The organism is Actinopolymorpha alba DSM 45243, from assembly GCF_000373925.1.
GTDB lineage: Bacteria > Actinomycetota > Actinomycetes > Propionibacteriales > Actinopolymorphaceae > Actinopolymorpha > Actinopolymorpha alba.
Genome location: NZ_KB892768.1, coordinates 61592 through 83248, shown reverse-complemented (window position 1 = coordinate 83248; position 21657 = coordinate 61592). Strand labels below are relative to the sequence as shown.

The 21657-nt window shown below is 69.5% G+C and carries 23 protein-coding genes and 1 tRNA gene; 15 read left to right on the top strand and 9 right to left on the bottom strand.

The annotated features are described in order from the left end of the window. Nucleotides 1–6 precede the first annotated feature (6 nt). Nucleotides 7–591, top strand: coding sequence for an alpha/beta hydrolase (locus tag B141_RS0123065; protein WP_157181212.1), 585 nt, complete (start codon nucleotides 7–9; stop codon nucleotides 589–591). A 109-nt stretch (nucleotides 592–700) separates the two neighbouring features. Here the strand turns inward: B141_RS0123065 and aceE are convergent, their stop codons facing one another. After that, nucleotides 701–3466, bottom strand: a complete 2766-nt coding sequence (gene aceE / locus B141_RS0123060) for a pyruvate dehydrogenase (acetyl-transferring), homodimeric type (protein ID WP_020577553.1) — start codon at nucleotides 3464–3466, stop codon at nucleotides 701–703. A gap of 244 nt (nucleotides 3467–3710) precedes the next feature. Here aceE and B141_RS0123055 point away from each other — a divergent pair, with 244 nt between their 5' ends. The 5 genes from B141_RS0123055 (at nucleotide 3711) to B141_RS0123035 (ending at nucleotide 5588) form a co-directional block, all read left to right on the top strand. Then, nucleotides 3711–3923, top strand: a complete 213-nt coding sequence (locus B141_RS0123055; protein ID WP_020577552.1) for a DUF1918 domain-containing protein — start codon at nucleotides 3711–3713, stop codon at nucleotides 3921–3923. After that, complete coding sequence (locus B141_RS0123050; RefSeq protein ID WP_020577551.1) at nucleotides 3924–4337, top strand: YjbQ family protein; 414 nt, start codon at nucleotides 3924–3926, stop codon at nucleotides 4335–4337. 127 nt (nucleotides 4338–4464) lie between these two features. After that, the gene (locus tag B141_RS0123045; RefSeq protein ID WP_020577550.1) at nucleotides 4465–4896 is read left to right on the top strand and encodes a DUF3052 domain-containing protein; all 432 of its coding nucleotides are present in this window, start codon (nucleotides 4465–4467) and stop codon (nucleotides 4894–4896) included. Nucleotides 4897–5017: 121 nt separating this feature from the next. Then, a complete protein-coding gene (locus tag B141_RS0123040; RefSeq protein WP_020577549.1) occupies nucleotides 5018–5482 on the top strand; it encodes a peroxiredoxin in 465 nt (154 codons plus the stop codon). Between the two features lie 34 nt (nucleotides 5483–5516). After that, nucleotides 5517–5588 (top strand) — tRNA-Val (locus B141_RS0123035). A gap of 19 nt (nucleotides 5589–5607) precedes the next feature. On the opposite strand, the gene B141_RS0123030 is transcribed toward B141_RS0123035, so the two are convergent. Together B141_RS0123030 and B141_RS0123025 are read right to left on the bottom strand one after the other, a co-directional pair. Continuing rightward, a complete protein-coding gene (locus tag B141_RS0123030) occupies nucleotides 5608–6258 on the bottom strand; it encodes a response regulator (protein WP_020577548.1) in 651 nt (216 codons plus the stop codon). Next, nucleotides 6255–7415, bottom strand: a complete 1161-nt coding sequence (locus B141_RS0123025) for a sensor histidine kinase (protein WP_020577547.1) — start codon at nucleotides 7413–7415, stop codon at nucleotides 6255–6257. The genes B141_RS0123030 and B141_RS0123025 overlap by 4 nt, the downstream gene beginning before the upstream one ends. A 197-nt stretch (nucleotides 7416–7612) precedes the next feature. Here B141_RS0123025 and B141_RS0123020 point away from each other — a divergent pair, with 197 nt between their 5' ends. The 4 genes from B141_RS0123020 (at nucleotide 7613) to B141_RS0123010 (ending at nucleotide 10348) form a co-directional block, all read left to right on the top strand. Then, the gene (locus B141_RS0123020) at nucleotides 7613–8071 is read left to right on the top strand and encodes a hypothetical protein (RefSeq protein ID WP_020577546.1); all 459 of its coding nucleotides are present in this window, start codon (nucleotides 7613–7615) and stop codon (nucleotides 8069–8071) included. A gap of 6 nt (nucleotides 8072–8077) precedes the next feature. Continuing rightward, entirely contained in the window at nucleotides 8078–8428 is a 351-nt protein-coding gene (locus B141_RS46000) for a hypothetical protein (RefSeq protein WP_020577545.1), read from the top strand. 5 nt (nucleotides 8429–8433) lie between these two features. Beyond that, nucleotides 8434–8913, top strand: a complete 480-nt coding sequence (locus B141_RS45995; protein ID WP_157181211.1) for an alpha/beta hydrolase — start codon at nucleotides 8434–8436, stop codon at nucleotides 8911–8913. Between the two features lie 283 nt (nucleotides 8914–9196). After that, complete coding sequence (locus B141_RS0123010) at nucleotides 9197–10348, top strand: Gfo/Idh/MocA family protein (RefSeq protein WP_020577543.1); 1152 nt, start codon at nucleotides 9197–9199, stop codon at nucleotides 10346–10348. 86 nt (nucleotides 10349–10434) lie between these two features. On the opposite strand, the gene B141_RS0123005 is transcribed toward B141_RS0123010, so the two are convergent. From B141_RS0123005 to B141_RS0122995, 3 genes are all read right to left on the bottom strand, one after another. Beyond that, complete coding sequence (locus B141_RS0123005; protein WP_020577542.1) at nucleotides 10435–10725, bottom strand: hypothetical protein; 291 nt, start codon at nucleotides 10723–10725, stop codon at nucleotides 10435–10437. Further along, a complete protein-coding gene (locus tag B141_RS49520) occupies nucleotides 10725–10868 on the bottom strand; it encodes a hypothetical protein (protein ID WP_020577541.1) in 144 nt (47 codons plus the stop codon). Before B141_RS49520 ends, B141_RS0123005 begins: the two co-directional genes overlap by 1 nt. 202 nt (nucleotides 10869–11070) lie before the next feature. Beyond that, on the bottom strand, nucleotides 11071–12432 hold the full coding sequence (locus tag B141_RS0122995) for a mannitol dehydrogenase family protein (RefSeq protein ID WP_020577540.1): 1362 nt from the start codon (nucleotides 12430–12432) through the stop codon (nucleotides 11071–11073). A gap of 107 nt (nucleotides 12433–12539) precedes the next feature. Here B141_RS0122995 and B141_RS0122990 point away from each other — a divergent pair, with 107 nt between their 5' ends. After that, nucleotides 12540–13727: an RNA-guided endonuclease InsQ/TnpB family protein gene (locus tag B141_RS0122990; RefSeq protein WP_084678458.1), complete on the top strand. Its 1188-nt coding sequence runs from the start codon at nucleotides 12540–12542 to the stop codon at nucleotides 13725–13727. Nucleotides 13728–13771: 44 nt separating this feature from the next. Here B141_RS0122990 and uxaC read toward each other — a convergent pair whose 3' ends face one another. The 3 genes from uxaC to B141_RS0122975 form a co-directional block, all read right to left on the bottom strand. Then, nucleotides 13772–15187 (bottom strand): glucuronate isomerase, encoded by a 1416-nt coding sequence (gene uxaC / locus B141_RS0122985; RefSeq protein WP_020577538.1) that lies wholly within the window; start codon nucleotides 15185–15187, stop codon nucleotides 13772–13774. A 91-nt stretch (nucleotides 15188–15278) separates the two neighbouring features. After that, nucleotides 15279–16103 (bottom strand): sugar phosphate isomerase/epimerase family protein, encoded by an 825-nt coding sequence (locus tag B141_RS0122980; RefSeq protein WP_020577537.1) that lies wholly within the window; start codon nucleotides 16101–16103, stop codon nucleotides 15279–15281. A gap of 52 nt (nucleotides 16104–16155) precedes the next feature. Next, a complete protein-coding gene (locus B141_RS0122975; protein ID WP_020577536.1) occupies nucleotides 16156–17184 on the bottom strand; it encodes a LacI family DNA-binding transcriptional regulator in 1029 nt (342 codons plus the stop codon). Between the two features lie 222 nt (nucleotides 17185–17406). Here B141_RS0122975 and B141_RS0122970 point away from each other — a divergent pair, with 222 nt between their 5' ends. The 4 genes from B141_RS0122970 to B141_RS0122955 all read left to right on the top strand — a co-directional run bounded on the left by B141_RS0122970 (nucleotide 17407) and on the right by B141_RS0122955 (nucleotide 21657). Continuing rightward, entirely contained in the window at nucleotides 17407–18234 is an 828-nt protein-coding gene (locus tag B141_RS0122970) for a sugar phosphate isomerase/epimerase family protein (RefSeq protein WP_020577535.1), read from the top strand. Between the two features lie 181 nt (nucleotides 18235–18415). Continuing rightward, nucleotides 18416–19504, top strand: coding sequence for a Gfo/Idh/MocA family protein (locus B141_RS42230; protein ID WP_020577534.1), 1089 nt, complete (start codon nucleotides 18416–18418; stop codon nucleotides 19502–19504). Continuing rightward, nucleotides 19501–20343 carry a sugar phosphate isomerase/epimerase family protein gene (locus B141_RS0122960; protein ID WP_020577533.1) on the top strand — a complete coding sequence of 281 codons (843 nt, stop codon included), beginning with the start codon at nucleotides 19501–19503 and terminating at the stop codon, nucleotides 20341–20343. Before B141_RS42230 ends, B141_RS0122960 begins: the two co-directional genes overlap by 4 nt. A 12-nt stretch (nucleotides 20344–20355) precedes the next feature. Further along, on the top strand, nucleotides 20356–21657 hold the full coding sequence (locus B141_RS0122955; protein WP_237742780.1) for a lactate racemase domain-containing protein: 1302 nt from the start codon (nucleotides 20356–20358) through the stop codon (nucleotides 21655–21657).

Below are 21657 nucleotides of genomic sequence, written 5' to 3'. Positions count from 1 at the left end.
AGAACCGTGGCATTCGGACCCCGTACCCGCCATGAAGGCGATCCCGCTCGCGTGGCCCTCGTCGTTCCCGGAGTGGGCTACAGCCCGGCGATGCCGCTGCTGTTCTGGACCGGTCGGACCCTCAACCTTCGCGGATGGACCGTTCAGGAGCTCTGGTGGTACGACCGGACACCGCCGCGCGAGGGTGACTGGCCGGCATGGGTGCGGGCGGCGGTCACCGAGTCGCTGGACCATGAGACCCGCGCTCGCGAGTTCGTCCTCATCGGTAAGTCGCTCGGCAGCCTGGCGATCCCGGTGGCGGTTGAGCGTCAGATTCCCGGGATCTGGCTGACGCCCCTACTCAACCAGGATGTCGTACGCGCGGCCGTGACCGGCCTACCGGCGCCGACGCTGCTGGTCGGTGGCACCTCCGACCCGACCTGGGATGGTCAGGTCGCACGGACGAGCGGACACCAGGTCTGCGAGATCGAGGGCGGCGACCACGGCCTGGAGGTGCCGGCTGGCCCGGTCGCCTCGGTGCTGGCGTTCGCCGACGTCGTACGCGCGACCGAGGATTTCGCCGACCAGCTGACCAGGTCGGTCGGGACCTGATCACGGCTCAAAGCGAAGAGCGGGGCGGGGACCCTCTCCCGAGAGAGTCCCCGCCCCTTTGCTCCGCTTGTGCTCGCCTGACCTGAACGGATCGGGTGAAAGCACCCGGTCAGGCGTCGCCGCCCTCCTGCGCGACGTGGCGTACGGCGGTGGGGTCGGCGATCGCGTACCGCTCCGAGGCCTCCCGGACCGTCGACGGCTTCACCTCACCCCGCCGGGCCAGTGCGGCAAGGGTCGCCACCACGACCGACGGTGCGTCGACGTTGAAGAACCGCCGGGCCGCGGGCCGGGTGTCGGCGAAGCCGTAGCCGTCGGTGCCGAGCGAGGTGTACTCGCCAGGGATCCACCGCGAGATCTGGTCGGGTACGGCTCGCATCCAGTCGCTGACCGCGACGAACGGACCCGGCGCGCTCTCGAGCTTCTGCGAGACGTACGGCACCTTCTGATCGCCCTCGGGGTTCAGGAGGTTCCACTTCTCGCAGGCGACGGCCTCGCGGTTGAGTTCGTTCCACGAGGTCACCGACCAGACGTCGGTCGCGACGCCCCATTCGTCGCTCAGCATCCGCTGAGCCTCGAGCGCCCACGGCATGCCCACACCGGAGGCGAGGATCTGGGCGCGCGGTGTGCGCCGCTCGACCTGGCCGGAGTGCGGCGCGTAGAGGTAGAGCCCGCGGAGCAGACCCTCGACGTCGACGTTCTCCGGCTCGGCCGGCTGGGCGATCGGCTCGTTGTAGACGGTGAGGTAGTAGAAGACGTCCTCGCCGTTCGGGTGCTCCTCCGTCGAGCCGTACATCCGGCGCAAGGCGTCCTTGACGATGTAGGAGATCTCGAACCCGAACGCCGGGTCGTAGGCCACACACGCCGGGTTGGTCGCCGCCAGCAGCTGGGAGTGCCCGTCAGCGTGCTGGAGGCCCTCGCCGGTCAGCGTCGTGCGTCCCGCGGTGGCCCCAATGAGGAACCCGCGTCCCAGCTGGTCGCCGAGCGCCCACATGAAGTCGCCGGTGCGCTGGAACCCGAACATCGAGTAGAAGATGTAGACGGGGATCATCGGCTCGCCGTGGGTGGCGTACGCCGTGGCCGCGGCCGTCATCGACCCCATGGCGCCGGCTTCGCTGATGCCCTCGTGGAGCAGCTGGCCCTTTTCGGACTGTTTGTACGACAGGAGCAGCTTGCGGTCGACGCCTTCGTAGGTCTGCCCGTGCGGGTCGTAGATCTTCGCCGTCGGGAACATCGAGTCCATGCCGAAGGTGCGGAACTCGTCCGGCGCCATCGGCACGAAGCGCGCGCCGATCTCCTTGTCGCGCATGAGGTCCTTGAGCAGGCGTACGAACGCCATCGTGGTGGCGATCTTCTGCTTGCCCGAACCCTTGCGCAGCTCGCTGTAGACCGGGTCGCCGGGCAGCTTGAGCGGCGTGGGGTGGACCCGGCGCTCGGGCAGCGCGCCGCCGAGCTGGCGCCGGCGCTCGAGCATGTAGGCCATCTCGTCGGAGTCCTTGCCCGGGTGGTAGTAGGGCGGCAGGTCGGACTCGTCGATGTCCTTGTCGGAGATCGGGAGGTAGAGCCGGTCGCGGAACTTCTTGACGTCGTCCTTGGTGAGCTTCTTCATCTGGTGGGTCGCGTTGCGGCCCTCCAGCGCCTCGATCGTCCAGCCCTTGATGGTGTGGGCGAGGATCACCGTCGGCTGGCCGACGTGCTCGGTGGCGGCCTTGAACGCGGCGTAGACCTTGCGGTAGTCGTGACCGCCGCGGGAGAGCTTGCGGAGGTCGTCGTCGGAGAGCCCTTCGACCATCTTGCGCAGGCGCGGGTCGCCTCCGAAGAAGTGCTCGCGGATGTACTCCCCGGTCTCCACCGAGAAGGTCTGGAACTGCCCGTCCGGCGTGGTGTTCATCTTGTTGACGAGCGTGCCGTCGACGTCCTGGGCGAGCAGTGGGTCCCAGTCGCGGCCCCAGATGACCTTGATGACGTTCCAGCCGGCGCCGCGGAAGAAGGACTCGAGCTCCTGGATCACCTTGCCATTGCCGCGGACGGGGCCGTCGAGCTGCTGCAGGTTGCAGTTGATGACGAAGGTGAGGTTGTCGAGCTCCTCGCGGGAGGCGACCCCGATCGCGCCGAGGGACTCCGGCTCGCCCATCTCGCCGTCACCGAGGAACGCCCAGACGTGCTGCTGGCTGGTGTCCTTGACCCCGCGGTTCTGTAGGTAGCGGTTGAACCGCGCCTGGTAGATCGCGTTGACCGCGGTGAGCCCCATCGAAACGGTGGGGAACTCCCAGAAGTTGGGCATCAGCCGCGGGTGCGGGTAGCTCGACAGGCCATGGCCGGCCCCGTGGGACACCTCCTGCCGGAACGCGTCGAGGTGCTGCTCGGTGAGCCGGCCCTCCAGGAAGGCCCGGGCGTAGATGCCCGGCGAGGCATGCCCCTGGATGAAGATCTGGTCGCCGCCACCGGGGTGGTCCTTGCCGCGGAAGAAGTGGTTGAAGCCGACTTCGTAGAGGCTCGCGGCCGACTGGTAGGTGGCGATGTGCCCGCCCACCTCCAGGCCCTTGCGGTTGGCCCGGGAGACCATGATCGCGGCGTTCCACCGGATGTAGGCGCGGATCCGGCGCTCGACATGCTCGTCTCCTGGGAACCAGGGCTCCTTGTCGGGCGGGATCGTGTTGATGTAGTCGGTGCTCCGCAGGGCCGGCACGCCGACCTGGCGTTCGCGGGCGCGTTCGAGCAGCCGCAGCATCAGGTAGCGAGCGCGCTCTTGTCCACGTTCGTCGAGGACGGCGTCGAGGGACTCGATCCATTCACGGGTCTCGTCTGGATCGATGTCAGGGAGCTGGGTGGGGAGACCATCTGTGATGATGGGCCTACGCTCTGCTCCAGAAGCCACGGCGATCCCTTTCTCGGGGTGTGGGGGATAAGGGTCGGCCCCACAGACACTCCTGTACGTCCTCCAATATTGTCCCGCGACAGCTGGGACGTCACGCTGGGCGGTGCTCGTGCCGTAGTCGGCCGACAAGTTTCTGAGCGGCGTACGACGGTCCGGGATGTCTGGCCAGGCCCTCCCGGGAGGGTTTTCACCCAACCTGTGAGCGGGCAGTCTCTGTGACATCGCTACCCGGGGGAGGCCTGTGATGCACGCGAAGGTTGGTGACCGACTTCACGTCTACGGGCGGCACGTCGGTAACCCCGCGAAGGTGGGGCGTATCGTCGAGGTCCGCGGCGAAGACGGAAGCCCACCCTACGTCGTCCAGTTCGATGACGGCCACGAGGCTCTCGTGTTCCCAGGTCCTGATGCGGTCGTCCAGCGCCCTACCAGAAGCAGGGCCAAGGCCAGGAGAGAGTGAATGCGAAGCCAGGTCGTCGGTGTCCAGACCGGTCCAGAGCAGGTCGTACACGACCTCACGGACCTCTGCGAGCGGTTCCTCGCCGACACCGCCCGCGGCAGCGACGGCCTGCTTCATGTCTTCGTCCCCCACGCGACGGCGGGGCTCGCGCTGATCGAGACCGGCGCGGGGAGTGACGACGACCTGCTCGCGATCCTCGGCGCGTTGCTGCCGGCTGACTTCGGTTGGCGTCACCGGCACGGCGCACCCGGGCACGGTCGTGACCATGTGGTTCCGGGGTTGCTCGCCCCTTATGCCACGCTTCCGGTACTCCACGGGCGCCTCGAGCTTGGGACCTGGCAGCGGGTGTGCCTGGTGGATACCAACCGCGACAACCAACACCGGAACGTCCGACTCTCCTTCCTGGAGGGCTGAGGCTGTCCCGGTTGCGCCAGAATGTGATCCCACGAGTGCGCGCGACACTCCGTGGGCACTTGCGTACGACGCGCCGGCACGCTGGACTACCGGCCAGCACGGTTCTAAAGACAAGGAGGACTACGTCGTGAGTGCGACCGCAGGCGAGGCCGAGGGCCAGTCTGGGCCGGCAGAGCGGCTGGGGCTACAGCCGGGCATGGTGGTGCAGGAGCTCGGCTGGGACGATGACGCTGACGAGGACCTGCGCCGAGCGATCGAAGAACACACCGGAAGTGAGCTGGTCGACGACGAGTACGGCGATGTGGTCGACGCGGTGATCCTCTGGTGGCGCGAGGACGACGGCGATCTGGTCGATGCCCTCGTCGACACCAAGACGGACCTGACTGACGGTGGCGCCATCTGGCTGCTGACGCCGAAGGTGGGTCGTGACGGGTACGTCGACGCGAGTGACATCGCGGAGTCCGCTCCCACCGCCGGACTGTCGACGACGACCAGCAAGTCGGTCGCGCCAGACTGGTTGGGGACCAAGCTCGTGACGCCGCGGGCTCGCCAGCGCTGAGAGTGTGGAGGTGCCGCGCCGCCGACGGCGGCGCGGAGGTCGTACCGGCACGTGGCCGATCCGGGCCGGTACGCCCGACACGCGGCTCAGGACGAGGGCCGGCACGAGGGGAGGGAGAGGTATGCCTGTGACCATCGGCGCGGAGGCGCCTGACTTCGCGCTCAAGGACCAGCACGGCACCGAGGTCCGGCTCAGCGGGTTCCGCGGCACCAAGAACGTCGTCGTGGTCTTCTATCCGTTCGCGTTCACCGGCGTCTGCACTGGAGAGTTGCGCGTGCTCCGGGACGAGTTGCCCCGCCTCGAGGGCGACGACACGGCACTGGTCGCGGTCTCGTGTGACTCGATGTTCGCGCTGCGGGTGTTCGCGGAGCAGGAGGGGCTGGCCTTCCCGCTGCTGTCCGACTTCTGGCCGCATGGGTCGGCCGCGCGGGCGTACGACGTCTTCGACGAGGATCGCGGCTGCGCGGTGCGGGGCACCTTCGTCGTCGACCGGTCGGGCATCGTCCGGTGGAGCGTCATCAACGCCATTCCGGACGCCCGCGACGTGAGCGAGTACCTCAAGGCGGTGGAGGACCTGCGCGGCTGATCTCGCGCACCCGGTAACCTGTCGCCTCGACCCCGGGGCCGTAGCTCAGTGGAAGAGCATCGCGTTTACACCGCGAGAGTCGGCGGTTCGAGCCCGTCCGGCCCCACTTCAGTTCCGCTCGCGCGCTAGATCAGGCCGGCGTCGTGGGCGAGGAGGGCGACCTGCGTCCGGTTGGTCAGGTCGAGCTTGGTCAGGATGTGTGAGACGTGCGCCTTGACCGTGGTGAGGCTCATCGCCAACTCGGTGGCGATGTCGGCGTTGGAGCGGCCTTGGGCGACGGCGATGACGACGTCGCGTTCGCGTGGGGTGAGGGCGGCGAGCGTGGCGCGTGCCCGCTCGTAGGCGGCGGCGCCGGAGGCGACCTGCTGCATGAGCCGGCGGGTCACGGTCGGGGACAGGATCGGCTCACCGGCTGACGCGGCATGGACCGCCTGGGCGATCTTGTTCGGTGGCGTGTCCTTGAGCAGGAAGCCGCTGGCGCCCGCGCGCAGGGCTCGGACGATGTGATCATCGGTGTCGAAGGTGGTCAAGACGATGACTTCGGGTGGGCGTGGGCGGCGGCGGATGCGTTCGGTCGCGGCGATGCCGCTCATGCCGGGCATCCGGATGTCCATGAGCACCACGTCGGGCGAGTGCCGGTCGACCGCGGCGAGGGCTTGCGTACCATCGGCTGCCTCGCCGACGACCACGAGGTCGTCCGCGCCGTCGAGCATCATCGTGATCGCGCCCCGGACGAGCGGGTCGTCATCGACGATCAGGACGCGGATCGGTGTCATGCCGGCCACGGTAGCCAGGCGGACAGCCGGAACTGCCCGGAGGCGTCGATCTCGTGCGTCAGGCCGCCGCCGGCGAGCCCCACTCGTTCGGCCAGGCCGATCAGCCCGGTCCCGGCTCCGGGTGCCGTCGGGCTGTGGGCCACGGTCTGGTTGCGGACGAGGATGGTCAGGCGCGAGCCGGGAGCACCGGCGAGCGCGAGAGTCACCGCCTGCCCGGGGGCGTGCTTGCGCGCGTTGGTAAGTGCCTCCTGCACGATCCGGTACGCGGTGCCGCCGATCTGCGGCGGCGCGTCAGATGCGTGGAGGCTGCCGTCGACCCGGATGGGCTGGCCGGCTGCTCGTGCCTCCTCGATCAGTCGGTTCAGGTCGGCAAGCGTGAGCGTCGCCGGCGCGTCGATGTCGGCATCGTCCGCATCGTCAGGGGCGTCGCGGCGCAGGAGCGTGATCACCTCACGAAGCTCTTCGAGCGCCAGGTGTGCGCTGTCGCGGATGACGGCAGCGGCCGCGGTAAGCCGTTGCGGTGAGGAGTCGGGGCGGTACTCGATCGCTCCCGCGTAGGCGGCGAGCAGGGACAGCCGGTGGGCGAGTACGTCGTGCATCTCGCGGGCGATCCGGGTGCGTTCGGCCAGCCGGGCTTCGGCCACCCTGCGCTGCTGTTCCTGCTCGGCCCGGCGCGCGCGTTCGCACAGCGCCGCCAGCAGGTTGCGCCGGGCCTGAGCCCAGGTGCCCCAGCCCAGCAGCGCCGCGTACGCCGCTGTCATCAACAGCAGCCACCACTGGTAGGACAGGCCGGGCATGAGGCGCCAGAGACCCTGCACCGCCTGCCCCGCCGCGCCGGTCACGGCGACCACCACCGCCTGGCGGAACGGCCGCGCCCGCGCGGTGTAGAGCGCGGCGAAGCTCGCGACCGGTGTGGCCGCCGGGGACACCGCCGCAAGCAGACCCGCCACGATGCCGCCGGTGATCGGCTGCCGCACGATCCATGCGGTCGTCGCCAGGGACAACGCGGCACTCGCCAGATCAACCCCGACGAGCGCGGGCGACTCCGAGCGGGTCGTCGCCCATGCCGTCAACCCCACCAGCACGCCGATCGCGGCCACCGAGATCGCCGTCGCGACAGCCCTCGACCGGAAGTCCACCCAGGTCACGGCGTTCACGGGCAGCAGGCTACCGAGCCGCCAAGAGGAGCCACCACCTACTAAAGAAGGTGCCGCCGGCCCGCCTGGGAGGAGGCAGCGGCGCACGCTGGCCGATGCGGGCAGGCCAGCTCCGGCGCCACGCTGCGGCTCATGACGAAAACCATGGTTCTGACCGTAGGCGCGATGGTCATCGGCGGGATGCGTTGGAGCAGCCGATGACCACGCTGTTCGTACAACGCAAGCGGGGCGCGTTCGCCTTCGGCACGGCAACGTTGCAGACGGGGTGGACGTGGCGGCGCGGCGAGATCGGTATCGGCGACCGGGTCTGGACTCTCGAGCCGACCGACCGCCACCGCATCGGGGTTACCGCGTACGCCGGCAGCCACCCGGCCGTGCGGCTGCATCCGCGGCAGTCGCATGTGCCCGGCCCTGGCGAGCCAGTCCGCTGGCGTCCCGGGCACCGCGCCGGCGAACTGACCCGCGACGGCCGCCGCATCCGGCTGCGGATCCCCGCCTTCTCCAGGGGACCGGTCCGTGTCGATGTCAGCGGCGATTGGCCCGCCCTCGACCTCGTCGTACTCACCGCGGTCTTCGCCCTGATGGCCCGCCGCCGACAGCGAACCCTGACGATCGCGGCGATCGTCGGGGCCACCGGCCACGGCCCGGTCGGGTGACGCACGATGCCCTGGGGATATCTGATCTCGGCCGCCTTCCCGGGCGTGTGCGTCCTGGCAGTGATCGCAGCGCGCCGCTCACCACGGCCACCGGCAACCGCCTTCTTCCACCTCGGGTTCGTCAACGAGGCTCCGTTCCTCGCCGCCTACTGGCTGATCGGCACCACCGCTCTCGCTGGCGCGCAGGGCGACCTGAACACCGCGGTCGGCTGGCTCGCGTTCGCGATCAGCCTCATGACATTGGGCGGGCTTACGGTCATCGCCGTCCGGGCCCTGCCTGCCGGCCGCGTCGTCACGCAGGCGCTGGCCGAGCAGTTGGGCCCGCACCCCACGCACCCCGGGTGCGCGTCCCGGTGATGCCCATGCTGCTGTGGCCATTCCTGCGCCGCCGCTTCGACGTGCGGCGAATACCGAACCTCCGCTACGCCGACGCCAAGCGCAACACCCTCGACCTCTACCACCACCGCACCCGTGGCAGCGGCCGGCCGGTCTTCATCCACTTACCCGGCGGTCGGTTCTCTCGCGGCCGCAAGAGCCAGGAATCCCTGCGGCTGATCCACCACCTCGCGCGTTCCGGCTGGCTGTGCATCAGCGCCAACTACCGGCTCAGCCCGGCCGCCAGCCGCCTCGACCAGCTCAGGGACATCAGGAAGATCATCACCTGGGTGCATGACCACGCGCGCCCTTACGGCGCCGACCCGCACACGATCGTCATCGCAGGTGGTTCGGCCGGCGCCTACCTCGCCGCGCAGACCGCCCTCACAGACATGTTCCACTCCCCGCGCTCCAGAGCCGTCACCGAAGGGGTCCAGACCTTCCTGGGCAAAGTCCTCACCAGGTAGGCGGACGTCCTGGCTCATCGCGCCGTTCGTGCCGGTGAGGCCGTTCGCCTGCCGACCCCGCCATGCTGGGCGCTTCCTCTCCACAGGATGTTCCGTGTCAGGGGTTGTGCGCGCCTGCTGACCGGTGAGCTCGCAACGTCGCCGCCGGGCGGCACTGGCAGATCCGTTGACTCCACCGTCCGCATTAGGCAGCGACGGTAACAACGACCCTTCGGGCATGACAGGGTGAAGGAAACCTGCCACAGGTAAACGATCAGCTGAGCATCTGGCGGAGGGCTGGCACATGTCACAGCAGGGAGCCGAGGAGCTGGGCGCACAGGAGCGGAGTCCGCTTCGGATCGGCGTGTTGGGCGCGGGGATGATCGCCACGACCGGTTACGGCGTTCTCCCCAACCTGAAGTGGATCCCCGAAAAGGCGACCGTGGTGGCGATCGCCGACCCGGTGGTGGAGCGGGCACGGGAAGCCGCGAAGGAGTTCGGCATTCCCGACGTCTACTCCACTCTTGACGCGATGCTGGAGGGATCCGAGCTCGACGCGGTGGTCAACCTGACACCGATCACCTTCCACGGTGACACGTCGTTGAAGATCCTCCGGGCGGGCAAGCACCTGGCGACCGAGAAGCCGCTCGCGACCACGATGGAGGACGCGGACGCGATCGTGGAGATCGCCGCGGCGCAGGGGCTGACGGTGGTGTGTTCGCCGCCGGACGCGTTGTTCCCGGCCTACCAGGAGGCGCGTCGACTCCTCGACGAGGGGACGATCGGGAAGGTCACGTTCGCACGGGTGCGTAGCTCCCACGCTGGTCCTGGCGGTAGCCCGTTCGGTTGGCCGGCCGACCCGACGTGGTTCTACCAGCTGGGCAGCGGTCCGCTTCTGGACATGGGTGTCTACGGCATCCACGAGATCACGGCGTTGCTTGGTCCGGCCGAACGCGTCGTCGCGTTCTCCGGCATCACCGAGGCCACCCGGGTGGTGCGCGGTGGGCCGTTCGCCGGCAAGACCATCGACGTGACGGCCGACGACAACACGCTGTTCATGCTCGACTTCGGCGGCGCGACGTTCGCGGTCGTGGACGGAACCTTCAACGTGCACGCGGCGAAGAGCCCCAAGATCGAGATGTTCGGCCGCAGGGGTGTGCTGAACATCCGTGACGGAAGTGCCGCCGGGGATGGGCCGCTGGAGGTCTATCGCACCGATGCGCTGCCCGGGCTGGACGGATGGGTGACCCCGGGCGGTTGGGGGCTGAGCGGGCGGCAGGAGTGGTTCGACAAGCTGAACCGGGCGGTGCTGGTGGACCACCTGGTCGACTCGGTGTGGTCGGGCCAGCGGGCGGTTCTGAGTGCTGAGCATGGCCGCCATGCCCTGGAGATCATGCTGAAGGTGGCCGAATCGGCGCGCACCGGCCAGGCGCTCGACCTGTCGACGACGTTCTGAGTCAGAGCCCGGCCGTTGCCGCCGACCGCTTCGCGCTCAACCTGGTGGAGGTTTCCCCGCGTGGGCAACCTCCACCAGGTTCGCATCTACATGATCCGTAGGCGTTTGAGGATGCCTCGGCGTGCGGTCAGGAAACCTCGCCGGCCGATGGTGCGCCGGGAGTTCGAGGTGCTCATCCGGCCAGCGGTGAGCAGGTAGACGAAGCCCGAGACCAGAGCCGCCGTCGGCGGCCGGACGGGGGAGTGTGGCAGGCGGTGCCGGCCGGGCGTATTGCTGGATTCGGGGGCTGGCCAGGCCGTTTGCTCGGCACCAGCCCAGGGCGCGTATTCCACGGGAGTGTCGTTGTCGTTCGTACGCTGTGCCTGCTTCGTCGGCATCAGGCCGTCCCGGACGTCTCGATCTCCCCGAAGGTGCGCGCCGACCACCTCTGGGGGTACGACACACCTCCGGCAGCCGATCCGGTGAAATCGAAGGCGTACGAGCGATCCGGGGCGCGGAACGCGAACAGCGAAGGCGTCATTTGCCGGGCTCCTGGGTCGTTGCAGTGATGCGGGATCGCCAGGGGCTGGGGCAATGCCGACGCAGTGTCGCAGCGATATTACATGTCGTGACATTTCTTGTGATCGCAAGGGCAACAGACATGCCGGAGGCGTACGCAAGGGGTGCTTGCACACCCGCAAGCACCCCTTGCGCCGCTCCGGACGAAGCACACTCCGGCAGCGTCAGCCGACGAGCTCCCGGTAGGTGTCCGCGACCGCGCGCACGAGTTCGGTGTCCTCGCCCAACTTCGGCTCGAGGAAGGCGAGGATCTTGCGCGCCGCCACGGGAGCGCTGGCCGTCGCGGCGGCCACCAGCTCGGCCCCGCGCGGATCGCGCACCGTGGTGCCGTCGCGCAGGTGGGCGATCCACCCGGCCAGGGCCCTGATACCTGCCGGCGGGAGCGCGCCGTTCGCCCGTTCGCGGGTCAGTACCGGGAGCACCCGGATCGGCAGCTTCTGTGAGCCGTCCATCGCGATTTGCGCGAGGTTGTGCCGGATCCGCGGGTTGGCGAACCGCTCCAGCAGATCGGCGCGGTAGCGCCCGACGTCTTCCGCCGACAGCGGGAGATGGCGGGCCGCCTCGTCCCACCACTCCTCGACCCAGGACCGGCAGACCGGATCACCGATCGCCTCGGCCACGGTGGTGTGCCCGCGGGTCGGTCCCGCGTACGCCAGAAGCGAGTGCGCGCCGTTGAGCAACCACAGCTTGCGCTGCTCGAACGGCTTCACGTCGTCGACGAACCGCGCGCCACCGCGTTCCCACTCAGGCCGACCCGCGGGGAAGTCACCGGCCAGCACCCACTCGGTGAAGGGTTCGGTCACGACCGGGCTCGCGTCGGCGTAGCCGGTGAGCTCCGCGACCACCTCCCGGTCTTCTGGGGTGGTCGCCGGCGTGATGCGGTCGATGGTCGTCGAGACGAACGACACGTTGCCGCCCACCCATTCGGCCAGTCGGGCATCGACCGCGGCCGCGAGTTCTGTGACCACCCGGCGCACGGCCGGGCCGTTGTCGATGAGGTTGTCGCACGGGACGATGGCGAGGGGTCCTGCGTCGGCGGCCCGCCGCGCGGCGAACCCCGCGACCAGCCGGCCGGGCACCGTCGTCATGTCAACGGCGCCGGCCCGGAGCCGGAGCCGGAGCAGGTCGTCGGCCACCGCTGGATCGCCGAGGTTGGGTCCACCGCCCGGGCCGCGGCGGTATCCCGCCTCGGTGACGGTCAGGGTCACCACGGCGACCTCCGGCGAGGCGATCACCTGCTGCCAGGCCTCGACGTCGGCGCCGTCGTACGCGGTCGACAGGCTCGCCACGAGTTCGGTGCGGTCGCCGTCACGGCCGCGGACGAGCAGGTGGTAGAGGCCATCCTGCGCGCGCAGCGGGACCGCCGCGTCCGGGCGGCGCCCGGTGAACGCCGCGATCCCGGTGGGCTCGCCGGCTCCGGCGTTCGCGACATGGGTGTACCACGCCTGGTGGGCGCGGAAGAACGCGCCGAGGCCGAGGTGGACCGAACGGATGGGGGCGGCGGGGCCGGCCGAAGGCGCCGCCACGCGGTTCAGAGGCTTCATCTAATGCGCGGCATGGAGACCCTGGCCTTCAGACCGGGGAGACGCCGCTTCCTCCTTGGGATGTCGGTGGCGGCCGATAGCGTGCTCGGATGCGGTTTCGTCTTGTGCCCACGCCCGCTCAGGAGCGGATGTTGCTGGGGCACTGCGCACACGCCCGGTTCGTGTGGAACCTCGCGTGTGAGCAGCATCAGCATTGGCGGCCTGGGCGGTCGAGCGCGCCGGGCTATGTGGAGCAGTCCCGCCAGCTGACCGAGGCGAGGAAGGCGTTCGGGTGGCTGGCGGCGGGGTCGCAGACGGTGCAGCAGCAGGCATTGCGGGACTTCGCCCAGGCGACGGCGAACTTCTTCGCTGGGACGCATCGCAGGCCGACGTGGCGTAAAGCCGGACGGCATGAGGGGTTCCGGATCGTCGGGAAGCGCGGCAAGCAGTGGGATGTGCGGCGGGTGTCCCGCAAGACCGGCGAGATGTGGGTTCCGAAGGTCGGCTGGGTGCGGTTCCGCTGGTCCCGCCAGGTCCCTGATGGAGTCAAATCGTTTCGGGTCGCCCGGGACCGGGCTGGCCGCTGGCATGTGGCGTTCGCCGTGGTCCCCCAGCCGGTCCCCGCACCTGGGACGGGTGCGGTCGTGGGCGTGGACCGCGGTGTCGCCACCTCCGCTGCCCTGTCCTCGGGTGAACGGCTGTCCGTACCTGGTTTGCGCGAGACCGAGGCGAGGCGTCTGCTGCGGCTGCAACGAAGACTGTCGCGTGCCAGTCGTGGCTCGAAGCGGCGAGCTGACGTCAAGGCCGCGATCGCGCGGATCAGGGCACGTGAGACCGACCGCCGTAAGGACTGGGTGGAGAAGACCTCCACCGAGTTGGCACGCCGGTTCGATGTGATCCGGGTGGAGGACCTGAGAATCCGGCACATGGTCCGTTCGGCGCACGGCACCATGCAGGTGCCCGGGACGAACGTGCGGGCCAAAGCTGGACTCAACCGGTCCATCTATGCGGCTGGGTGGGGTCGGTTGGTGACCCGGCTGGAGCAGAAGGCTCCTGGCCGGGTGGAGAAGATCAACCCCGCGTACACGTCTCAGACCTGCAACGCCTGCGGGCATTGCGACGCGAAGAACCGTCAGAGCCAAGCGGTCTTCGTCTGTCGCGCCTGCGGGCACGCAGCCCATGCTGACGTCAACGCGGCACGCAACATCGCGGCAGGGCGTGCCGTGACTGCGCGGGAAGGCCCGCCGCCGGGTGAGCCGGTGAACCGCGAACCTCAACCTGTCCTCCTCTCCACATAGGAACGATCGGTTGGCATCCCCGGGTGTTCACACCGGGGAGGACGTCAAGACACCTGGAAGGTCGAGGCGGGCAGGTGGTAGGCGAGGTCGCGGGCGGTCTCGGCCGCCTCGTCCTCGGGCAGACGGTGCTCGGCGACCAGCTTCGCGAGGTACCCGCAGTCAAGCCGGCGGGCCATGTCGTGGCGGACCGGGATCGAGCAGTAGGCGCGGGTGTCGTCCACGAAGCCGGCCGTCTTGTGGAAGCCGACCGTGTCTGTCACCGCCGCACGGAACCGGATGATCGCGTCCGGTGTGTCGATGAACCACCACGGCGCTCCCACGAACACCGACGGGTAGAACCCGGCCAGCGGCGCGATCTCACGGGAGAAGACGTCCTCGTCGACCGTGAAGAGCACCATCCGGAAGTTCGGGTGCGTGCCGTACCTCTCCAGCAGCGGGCGCAGCGCCCGGGTGTACTCCGTCACCACGGGGATGTCGCATCCGACGTCGCGGCCATACGCCTCGAAGGTGGCGGTGTGGTGGTCGCGAAGGACTCCCGGGTGCAGCTGCATGACGAGACCGTCGTCGCAGGCCATCCGGGCCATCTCGGTCAGCATGTGCCGGCGGAAGGCCGTGCTTTCCTCAGGAGTGGCGGCGCCTTGCAGCGCGGCGGCGAAGATCCGCTCGGCTTCGGAGGTTTCGAGCGGCGCCGAGCCGGCGTCGTAGTGGCCGTGGTCGGTGGCGGTCGCGCCGTGCTGCTTGAAGTACGCCCGGCGTTGCTCCAGCCCGGCGATGTACCCGGCATAGGTGGTGGTGTCGAGGCCGCTCGCCTCGCCGAGCCGCGCCACCGAGCGCGCCCAGTCATCGCGGTTGGGATCGAGGTAGGCGTCGGGCCGGAACGTGGGGACCACCCGGCCCTTCCACGCGGGGTCGTTGGCCAGGCGCTGGTGGTGGTTGAGGTCGCTGGCCGGGTCGTCGGTGGTGGCCAGCACCTCGATGTTGAAGCGTTCGAACAACGCCCTCGGCCGGAACGCGGGTTCGGCGAGGCGTTCGGTCAGCTGGTCGAAGAGCGCGTCGGCGGTCTCGGCCGACGGGCGCAGGTGGACCCCGAACACCTCCACGAGCTCGGACTCCAGCCAGTAGCGCGAGGGCGTGCCCCGGAAGGCCCACCAGTGCGCGCAGAAGGTACGCCAGATCTCGCGCGGATCCACCTCGACCCGCGGCTTTCCGGGCGGCACGCCGAGGCGGTCCAGCGACACCCCGTGGGCGTGGAGGAGCCGGGTGACGTAGTGGTCGGGTACGACGAGGAGGTTGGCCGGGTCGCCGAACGGCTCGTCGTCCGCCAGGAGCGAGGGCTCGACGTGACCGTGCGGCGAGATGATCGGCAGGTCCGCCACCTGGTCGTACAACCGGCGGGCGATCGATCGCAGCGCGGGTTCGGTCGGGAACAGCCGGTCGGGGTGGAGTTCGATCTCGCTCATCCGATCCTTTCTCCTGGGTCGTCGTGGCTCGTCGTACGGGCAGGCGTGCGCGGGGTGTCGCTCGGCGACTGGCTCGGGGCGCTCACCGCGCTCACCGCGGCAGGAGGTTCCTCAGGTACGCCGCGTACTGCGGGAGGGCCACGTCCGGCTCCTCGATTTCTGGGTGCCAGGCCTTCTCCCACTCGACGCTGACGTACCCGTCGTACCCCTCCTTCGCGAGCAGGTCGACCACCTCCGCGAGGGGCATGCTGCCCTCGCCAGCCAGCTGGAGGTCGAACCCGGTAGGGGAGTAGCGCGCGGAGTCCTTGATGTGGACGTGCCGGATCCGGTCGGCGAGGCCGCGCCAGGTATCTTCCAGCGCCTCGCCGGTGCGGTAGGAGTGCAGGACGTCCCACAGGATGGCGAGATCGTCGTTCGGTGCGTACGACAGCAGCTCGCTCATCTGCGCGGCGGTGCAGAAGCTGTCGTGGGTCTCGAGGACCGTCGTGACGCCCTCCGCTCGGCTGGCCGCGGCGGCCTCGGCGAGGCCTTCGGCGATCCGTCTGGTCGTGTCCTCCCGGTCGGGCGAGGAGTCGGGTACGGCGCCGCCGAACACCCGGATGTACGGCGCGCCGAGCTCGTTCGCGATCCACGTGTAGGTGCGGGCAGCCTGGTGTTGTGCGGCCCGCTCGGCCGGGTCGGGCGAGGTGAACCGCACGCTCGTGTCGAGGCAGGCGACCTCGATGCCGGCGTCGTCGAGCTTGCGCCGGGTCTCCTTGATGCCCGCCGGTGAGAACTCCGGGAGCTTCTCCAGAGCGACCTCGCCGCGCAGGAACCTCAGCTCGACGCCGTCGTAGCCGCTTTCGGTAGCCGTCGCGACTACCTGGTCGAGGGTGTACTGCGGACAGCCGAGTGTGCTGAAACTCAGTTTGATCACGATCGCCTCCGCTGGTGGGTGAGGGGGCCGTGCGGGTCGTGCGAGTGCTGGCTCATCCAGTTACTTCCTGCCGCAGGCGGGTGGGCGCCTCGGAGGTGCTGTCCCGGATGGTCAGCCGGGTGGGAAGGACGATGTCGCGGCGTGGCGCCGCGCTGTTGTCGAGCAGCCCGAGCAGTTGGTCGACGGCCGTGCGGCCGGCGGCCTCGATCGGTGCGGTGAGTGTCGTCAGTGGGGGATGGCAGAAGTCGGCGCCGAAGATGTCGTCGCAGCCGACCACGCTGATCTGGTGGGGTACGTCGATACCGCGGGCGCGGAGCCGTCGCAGGACGCCGATCGCCAGCAGGTCGTTGAACGTCACGACCGCGGTGACGTCCTCGAGGAGCACCGCGTCGGCACCGGCGACGCCGGCGTCGACCGTCGGGGCCAGCGGACCGATGCGGACGGCGTGGAGCCCCCGCCGGCGGGCCACGGTCTGCAACGCCCGCCAGCGCCGCGCGTCCGACCACGATGCGCGCGGCCCCGCGAGGTAGGCGATCCGGCGATGGCCGAGCGACGCGAGATGCTCGACGGCCTGCCGGGTCCCCTGGGCGCTGTCGATGAGTACGCCCGGCACCGGTGGCACCCGCCGGTTGACGACCACCAGCGGCTTCCTGGCGTACGCCGCGCGCAGGCGGGAGTCCGACAGGCGGGAGGAGGCGAGGACGAACCCGTCGACGGCGCCGGCGAGCCGGTCGACGACAGTCGTCTCCGTGTCGCTGGACTCCTCGGTGTCGGCCAGGACGAGGGTGTAGCCGGCCGTGGCGGCGGCGCGCTCCGCCCCGCGAATGAGGTCGAGGAAGAACGGGTTCGTGATGTCGGGCACCAGCAGGCCGAGCGTCCGGGTCCGGCCGGACGGGAGCGCGCGGGCGATCGGGTTGGGCTGGTAGCCCATCTGCTCGGCGGTGTCGAGGATGCGTTGCCGGGTGGCGGCGTTCACGCGTTCGGGACGGGAGAACGCACGGGACACGGTGGAGGCGGCGACTCCACAGCGGGCGGCGACGTCGTGGATCGTCGGCGCGCGCTGTTGGTCGCGTGCGGCCACCTGCCCTCCTCTGCGTGAGTTTCGGCGTACGAACTGAGCCGGTCCCGGACGGCTCAGTGTCGCCCCCTTGACAAGGTTTGGCAACCGGTTGCCATAGTTGCCACAACCGGTCGTGTGTCCAGCGTCGCCGGACGTTGGGTCAGTGCTGTGGGGCTCCGCGGGCGCGCGCGTGGTCCCCCGCAGGCTCGACCGGACGAGAGAACTGAGGAGCCGTAAACCACGATGTGGACCCTCTCCGGATTCGCCGACGAGATCGACCCTGACCCGCACACGCAGTTCCAGACTCTGAACGAGCTCGGCATCCGGTACGTCGAGTTCCGCAGCGCCTGGGGGACCAACGTCCTCGACCTCGACGACGACCAGATCGCCGAGCTCAAGCGGCTTCTCGAGCAGTACGGCATCGCCTTGTCCGCGGTGGGGTCCCCCATCGGCAAGGTCGGCATCCACGACGACTTCGACGAGCACCTGGCGCGCTTCGACCGGGCCCTCTGGGTCGCCCGCGAGCTGGCGGCGCCGTACATCCGGATCTTCTCGTTCTGGATGCCCGACGGCGACGACCCCGCCAAGCACCGCGACGAGGTGCTGCGCCGGCTGTCCGCGCTCGCGGCCCGGGTCGGCGACCAGGACGTCGTGCTCGCCCACGAGAACGAACGCAAGATCTATGGCGACATCCCGTCCCGCTGCCTCGACATCGTGGAGTCCGTCGGGTCGGAGAAGCTGCGGCTCGTCTGGGATCCCGCGAACTTCGTGCTGTGCGACGTCGCGCCGTTCACCGACGGGTTCGCGAGCCTGCGGCCCTACATCGACTACCTGCAGATCAAGGACGCACTGGCGGCCGAGGGCCGGGTGGTGCCGGCAGGTGAGGGCGACGGCGAGATCCCGGAGACGATCCGCGCGCTGCGCGCCGACGGCTTCGACAGCTACTTCTCGATGGAGCCGCACCTTGCCTACATGGGGGAGTCCGGCGGCTTCTCCGGCCCTGAGCTCTTCGCCAAGGCGACCCGGGCCTTCACCGGTCTCCTCGACGCCGAAAGCATCCCCTACCAGTGAGGTGCCCGAAGCGGCACCGGCAAACGCCAGCCTGACCGGCGGAATGATCACGTAAACGTGGTCATTACCCGCCTCGCATGGCATCGATGCCATGTGAGGCAGGTAATGACCACGTATACGTGATCATTCCGGGCCGGGCCCAGGTCGAGACACCGTCCGAGGGACGACAGAAGGGGCACAAATGCGATTCGCAGTGATCGGCGCCGGGGTGATCGGTCGCACCCACGCCCAGACCATCCAGTCCTTGAGCCCGCGGGCCGAACTGGCCGTGGTGGTGGACACGATTCCCGAGCGGGCGCAGGAACTGGCCGGACAGCTCGGTATCGAGGCGTCCACCGCCCTGAAGGAGGTGCTCGCGCGCGCCGACGTGGACGCGGTGACGATCGCCACGCCCAGCGGTCAGCACTCCGATGCCGCGGTCGCCGCGCTCGACGCCGGCAAGCATGTGATCATCGAGAAGCCGCTGGACGTCAATCTCGAGGCGGCCCGCCGGGTGGCCGAGGCCGAGAAGCGTTCGGATCGTACGGCGATGGTGGTGAGCCAGCACCGCTACGACCCCGCGAGCCTGATCGTGCACGAGGCGGTGAAGGCGGGGAAGTTCGGCCGGCTCACCTCCGGCAACGCGATCATGTCGTGGTGGCGCAGCCAGGCCTACTACGACTCCGGTGACTGGCGCGGCACCTGGGCGCTCGACGGCGGCGGCGCCCTGATGAACCAAGGGATCCACACCATCGACCTGCTCGCGTGGTTCATGGGCGAGCCGGTCGAGGTCTACGCGTGGACCGGTCGCCTCGCGCACGAGCGGATCGAGGTCGAGGACACCGCGGTGGCGACCGTGCGATTCGCGAGCGGTGCGCTGGGTGTCGTGCATGGTACGACCGCGGCGTACCCCGGACTCACCACCAAGATCCACGTGCACGGCGACCGGGGCTCCGCGGTGGTCGACCACAACAAGCTCACCTACTTCCACGCGGCCGGCGACGATGCCGAGGAGTACGCCTACGGCGCAGGCGGGCAGGCCAACCAGGCCGAGGCGGTCCTCGCCGCGAGCGGCCACGCCGAGGAGAAGGAGGACACCGGCCCGAAGGTGGCCGGGATCAGCGCCACCTCCCACACGACGCAGTTCGTGGACTTCCTCAACGCCGTCGACGAGGGGCGCCCGCCGCTGGTCACCGTCGCGGACGCGACGCAGACGCTCGCGCTCATCCGCGGCATCTACGAGTCCGCGCGCCGGCAGGCCCCGGTGAAGATCAAGGAGCTGACCTCATGAAGTTCGCCGTCTTCACCGCGAGCCTGCCCGAGTGGACGCCGGAGGAGGCGGTCACCAAGCTCTCCGAACAGGGCTGGGACGGCGTCGAGTGGCGGGTCGTCGACCAGCAGCCGCCGTCGGGTGCGAGCGGCTTCTGGCAGGGCAACAAGTGCACCTGGCCGCTGTCGTCGTTCGAGGACGACGTACCCCGGATCAAGGAGATCACCAAGCAGGCCGGCCTCGGCATCCCCTCGATCGGCGCGTACGCCCGGTGCGATGAGGTGGCGGACGTCGAACGCCTGATGCGTGGTGCCGCCGCGCTCGGGGTGACGCAGATGCGGGTGCCGGTCGGGAAGCCCGGGCCGGAGGGCTACAACGCGGCGTTCGAGCAACGCCGTAAGGAGTACCGCACGATCGCCGAACTCTCCCAGCAGTACGGCGTGAAGGCGTTGATCGAGCTCCACCACCAGTCGCTGACCTCCAGCGCCTCGGCGGCGGCGAGGTTCGTCGAGGGCTTCGACCCGGCACACGTCGGCGTCATCCACGACGTCGGCAACATGCTGCGCGAGGGCTATGAGTACGACCCGTGGAGCCTGCAGATCCTCGGTGACCACCTGGCCCACGTCCACGTCAAGAACGCCGCGCCGGTGGCGAAGCCGGTCGAGGGCGCCAACCGTACCGACTGGAGCTGGGAGTGGGCGCCGATGCGGCACGGCGTCGGTAATCTGCCCGCGCTCTTCGCGGCGCTCAAGGAACACGGGTACGACGGGTGGGTGTCGGTGGAGGATTTCTCGACCGAGGTCCCGCTCGAGGAGCGGGTGCGGGACAATCTCGCGTATCTCCGTGAGATCAGCGACTGAAGTGGGTGAGTCGTGGCAGTGCAGCAGGTGGGCGGTCCGGGTCAGGACGTGATGCCGGAGGAGGCGCGGCGCTTCGTCAACGATGCCTTGCGTTCGGTGCCGTTGGAGGGGCGCAGCCTGTGCGTCGTCGTTCCTGACTCCACGCGCACCTGCCCACTGCCGCTCCTCTTGGGCGCCGTACACGGGGCGGTGCACGGCCGGGTCAGCCGGCTCACCGTGCTCATCGCGCTCGGCACCCACGCGCCGATGGACGAGACACAGCTGGCCACCCACCTCGGCTACCGTCCGGGCCGGCTGGCGGAGACCTATCCCGGCACCACGGTGGTCAACCATGAGTGGTGGGTCCCGGAGGCGCTCACGGTGGTCGGGGAGATCCCCGCACCAGACGTGGCCGAGCTTTCGGAGGGGAGGTTCGACGAGCCGGTCGTGGTGCGGGTCAACCGGCACGTCGTCGATCACGATGTTGTGCTCGTCGTGGGGCCGGTCTTCCCGCACGAGGTGGTGGGCTTCTCCGGCGGCAACAAGTACTTCTTCCCCGGGGTCGCGGGCCGCGAGGTCATCGACCTGTCGCACTGGCTGGGCGCGTTGATCACGAACGCCGAGATCATCGGGACCCCGGGAGTGACGCCGGTACGCGCGGTGATCGACCGGGCGGCGAGCCTGATCCCGTCCGAGCGGTTGTGTCTTGCGGCCGTCGTGGCGTCGGGATCTCATGAGCGGCTCAACGAGGAGCCGAACGCGACGATGAGCACCGGCCTGCATTCGTTGGCGTTCGGGACGCCCGAGGAGGCGTGGGCCGCGTCGGCAGGGGTCTCGGCGCAGACCCACGTGCGCTACCTCGACCGCCCGGTCCGCCGGGTGCTCTCGCTGGTGGCTGGCCGGTACGACGAGCTGTGGACCGCGGCGAAGGGGATGTTCAAGGTCGAGCCGGTGGTCGCCGACGGCGGCGAGGTTGTGCTGTACGCGCCGCAGGTCACCGAGGTCAGCCGGACGCACGGCGCGGAGATCGAGAAGATCGGCTACCACTGCCGCGATTACTTCACCGGCCAGTGGGAGCGGTTCGGGGACGTCTCGCGCTCGGTTCTCGCCCACTCGACCCACCTGCGGGGCGGAGGTACGTATGACCCGGTGCTTGGGGAGGAGCGCTGCCGGGTCACCGTGACGCTGGCGACCGGGATGGACGAGGCCCGGACGCGGGCGCTGGGCCTGGCCTACCGCGACCCGGCGAGCATCGACCCCGACGAATGGGCCCGCGATCCTGACACGCTCGTCGTACCGAACGCCGGAGAGATTCTGTTCCGTCTCAGGTCCTGA

Coding starts and splice junctions, on each gene's coding strand:
- B141_RS0123055 (WP_020577552.1), top strand. CDS start 3,711: ATGCACGCGAAGGTTGGTGACCGACTTCACGTCTACGGGCGGCACGTC.
- B141_RS0123050 (WP_020577551.1), top strand. CDS start 3,924: ATGCGAAGCCAGGTCGTCGGTGTCCAGACCGGTCCAGAGCAGGTCGTA.
- B141_RS0123040 (WP_020577549.1), top strand. CDS start 5,018: ATGCCTGTGACCATCGGCGCGGAGGCGCCTGACTTCGCGCTCAAGGAC.
- B141_RS0123030 (WP_020577548.1), bottom strand. CDS start 6,258: ATGACACCGATCCGCGTCCTGATCGTCGATGACGACCCGCTCGTCCGG.
- B141_RS0123020 (WP_020577546.1), top strand. CDS start 7,613: ATGACCACGCTGTTCGTACAACGCAAGCGGGGCGCGTTCGCCTTCGGC.
- B141_RS46000 (WP_020577545.1), top strand. CDS start 8,078: ATGCCCTGGGGATATCTGATCTCGGCCGCCTTCCCGGGCGTGTGCGTC.
- B141_RS45995 (WP_157181211.1), top strand. CDS start 8,434: ATGCTGCTGTGGCCATTCCTGCGCCGCCGCTTCGACGTGCGGCGAATA.
- B141_RS0123010 (WP_020577543.1), top strand. CDS start 9,197: ATGTCACAGCAGGGAGCCGAGGAGCTGGGCGCACAGGAGCGGAGTCCG.
- B141_RS0123005 (WP_020577542.1), bottom strand. CDS start 10,725: ATGCCGACGAAGCAGGCACAGCGTACGAACGACAACGACACTCCCGTG.
- B141_RS49520 (WP_020577541.1), bottom strand. CDS start 10,868: ATGACGCCTTCGCTGTTCGCGTTCCGCGCCCCGGATCGCTCGTACGCC.
- B141_RS0122990 (WP_084678458.1), top strand. CDS start 12,540: ATGCGGTTTCGTCTTGTGCCCACGCCCGCTCAGGAGCGGATGTTGCTG.
- uxaC (WP_020577538.1), bottom strand. CDS start 15,187: ATGAGCGAGATCGAACTCCACCCCGACCGGCTGTTCCCGACCGAACCC.
- B141_RS0122970 (WP_020577535.1), top strand. CDS start 17,407: ATGTGGACCCTCTCCGGATTCGCCGACGAGATCGACCCTGACCCGCAC.
- B141_RS42230 (WP_020577534.1), top strand. CDS start 18,416: ATGCGATTCGCAGTGATCGGCGCCGGGGTGATCGGTCGCACCCACGCC.
- B141_RS0122960 (WP_020577533.1), top strand. CDS start 19,501: ATGAAGTTCGCCGTCTTCACCGCGAGCCTGCCCGAGTGGACGCCGGAG.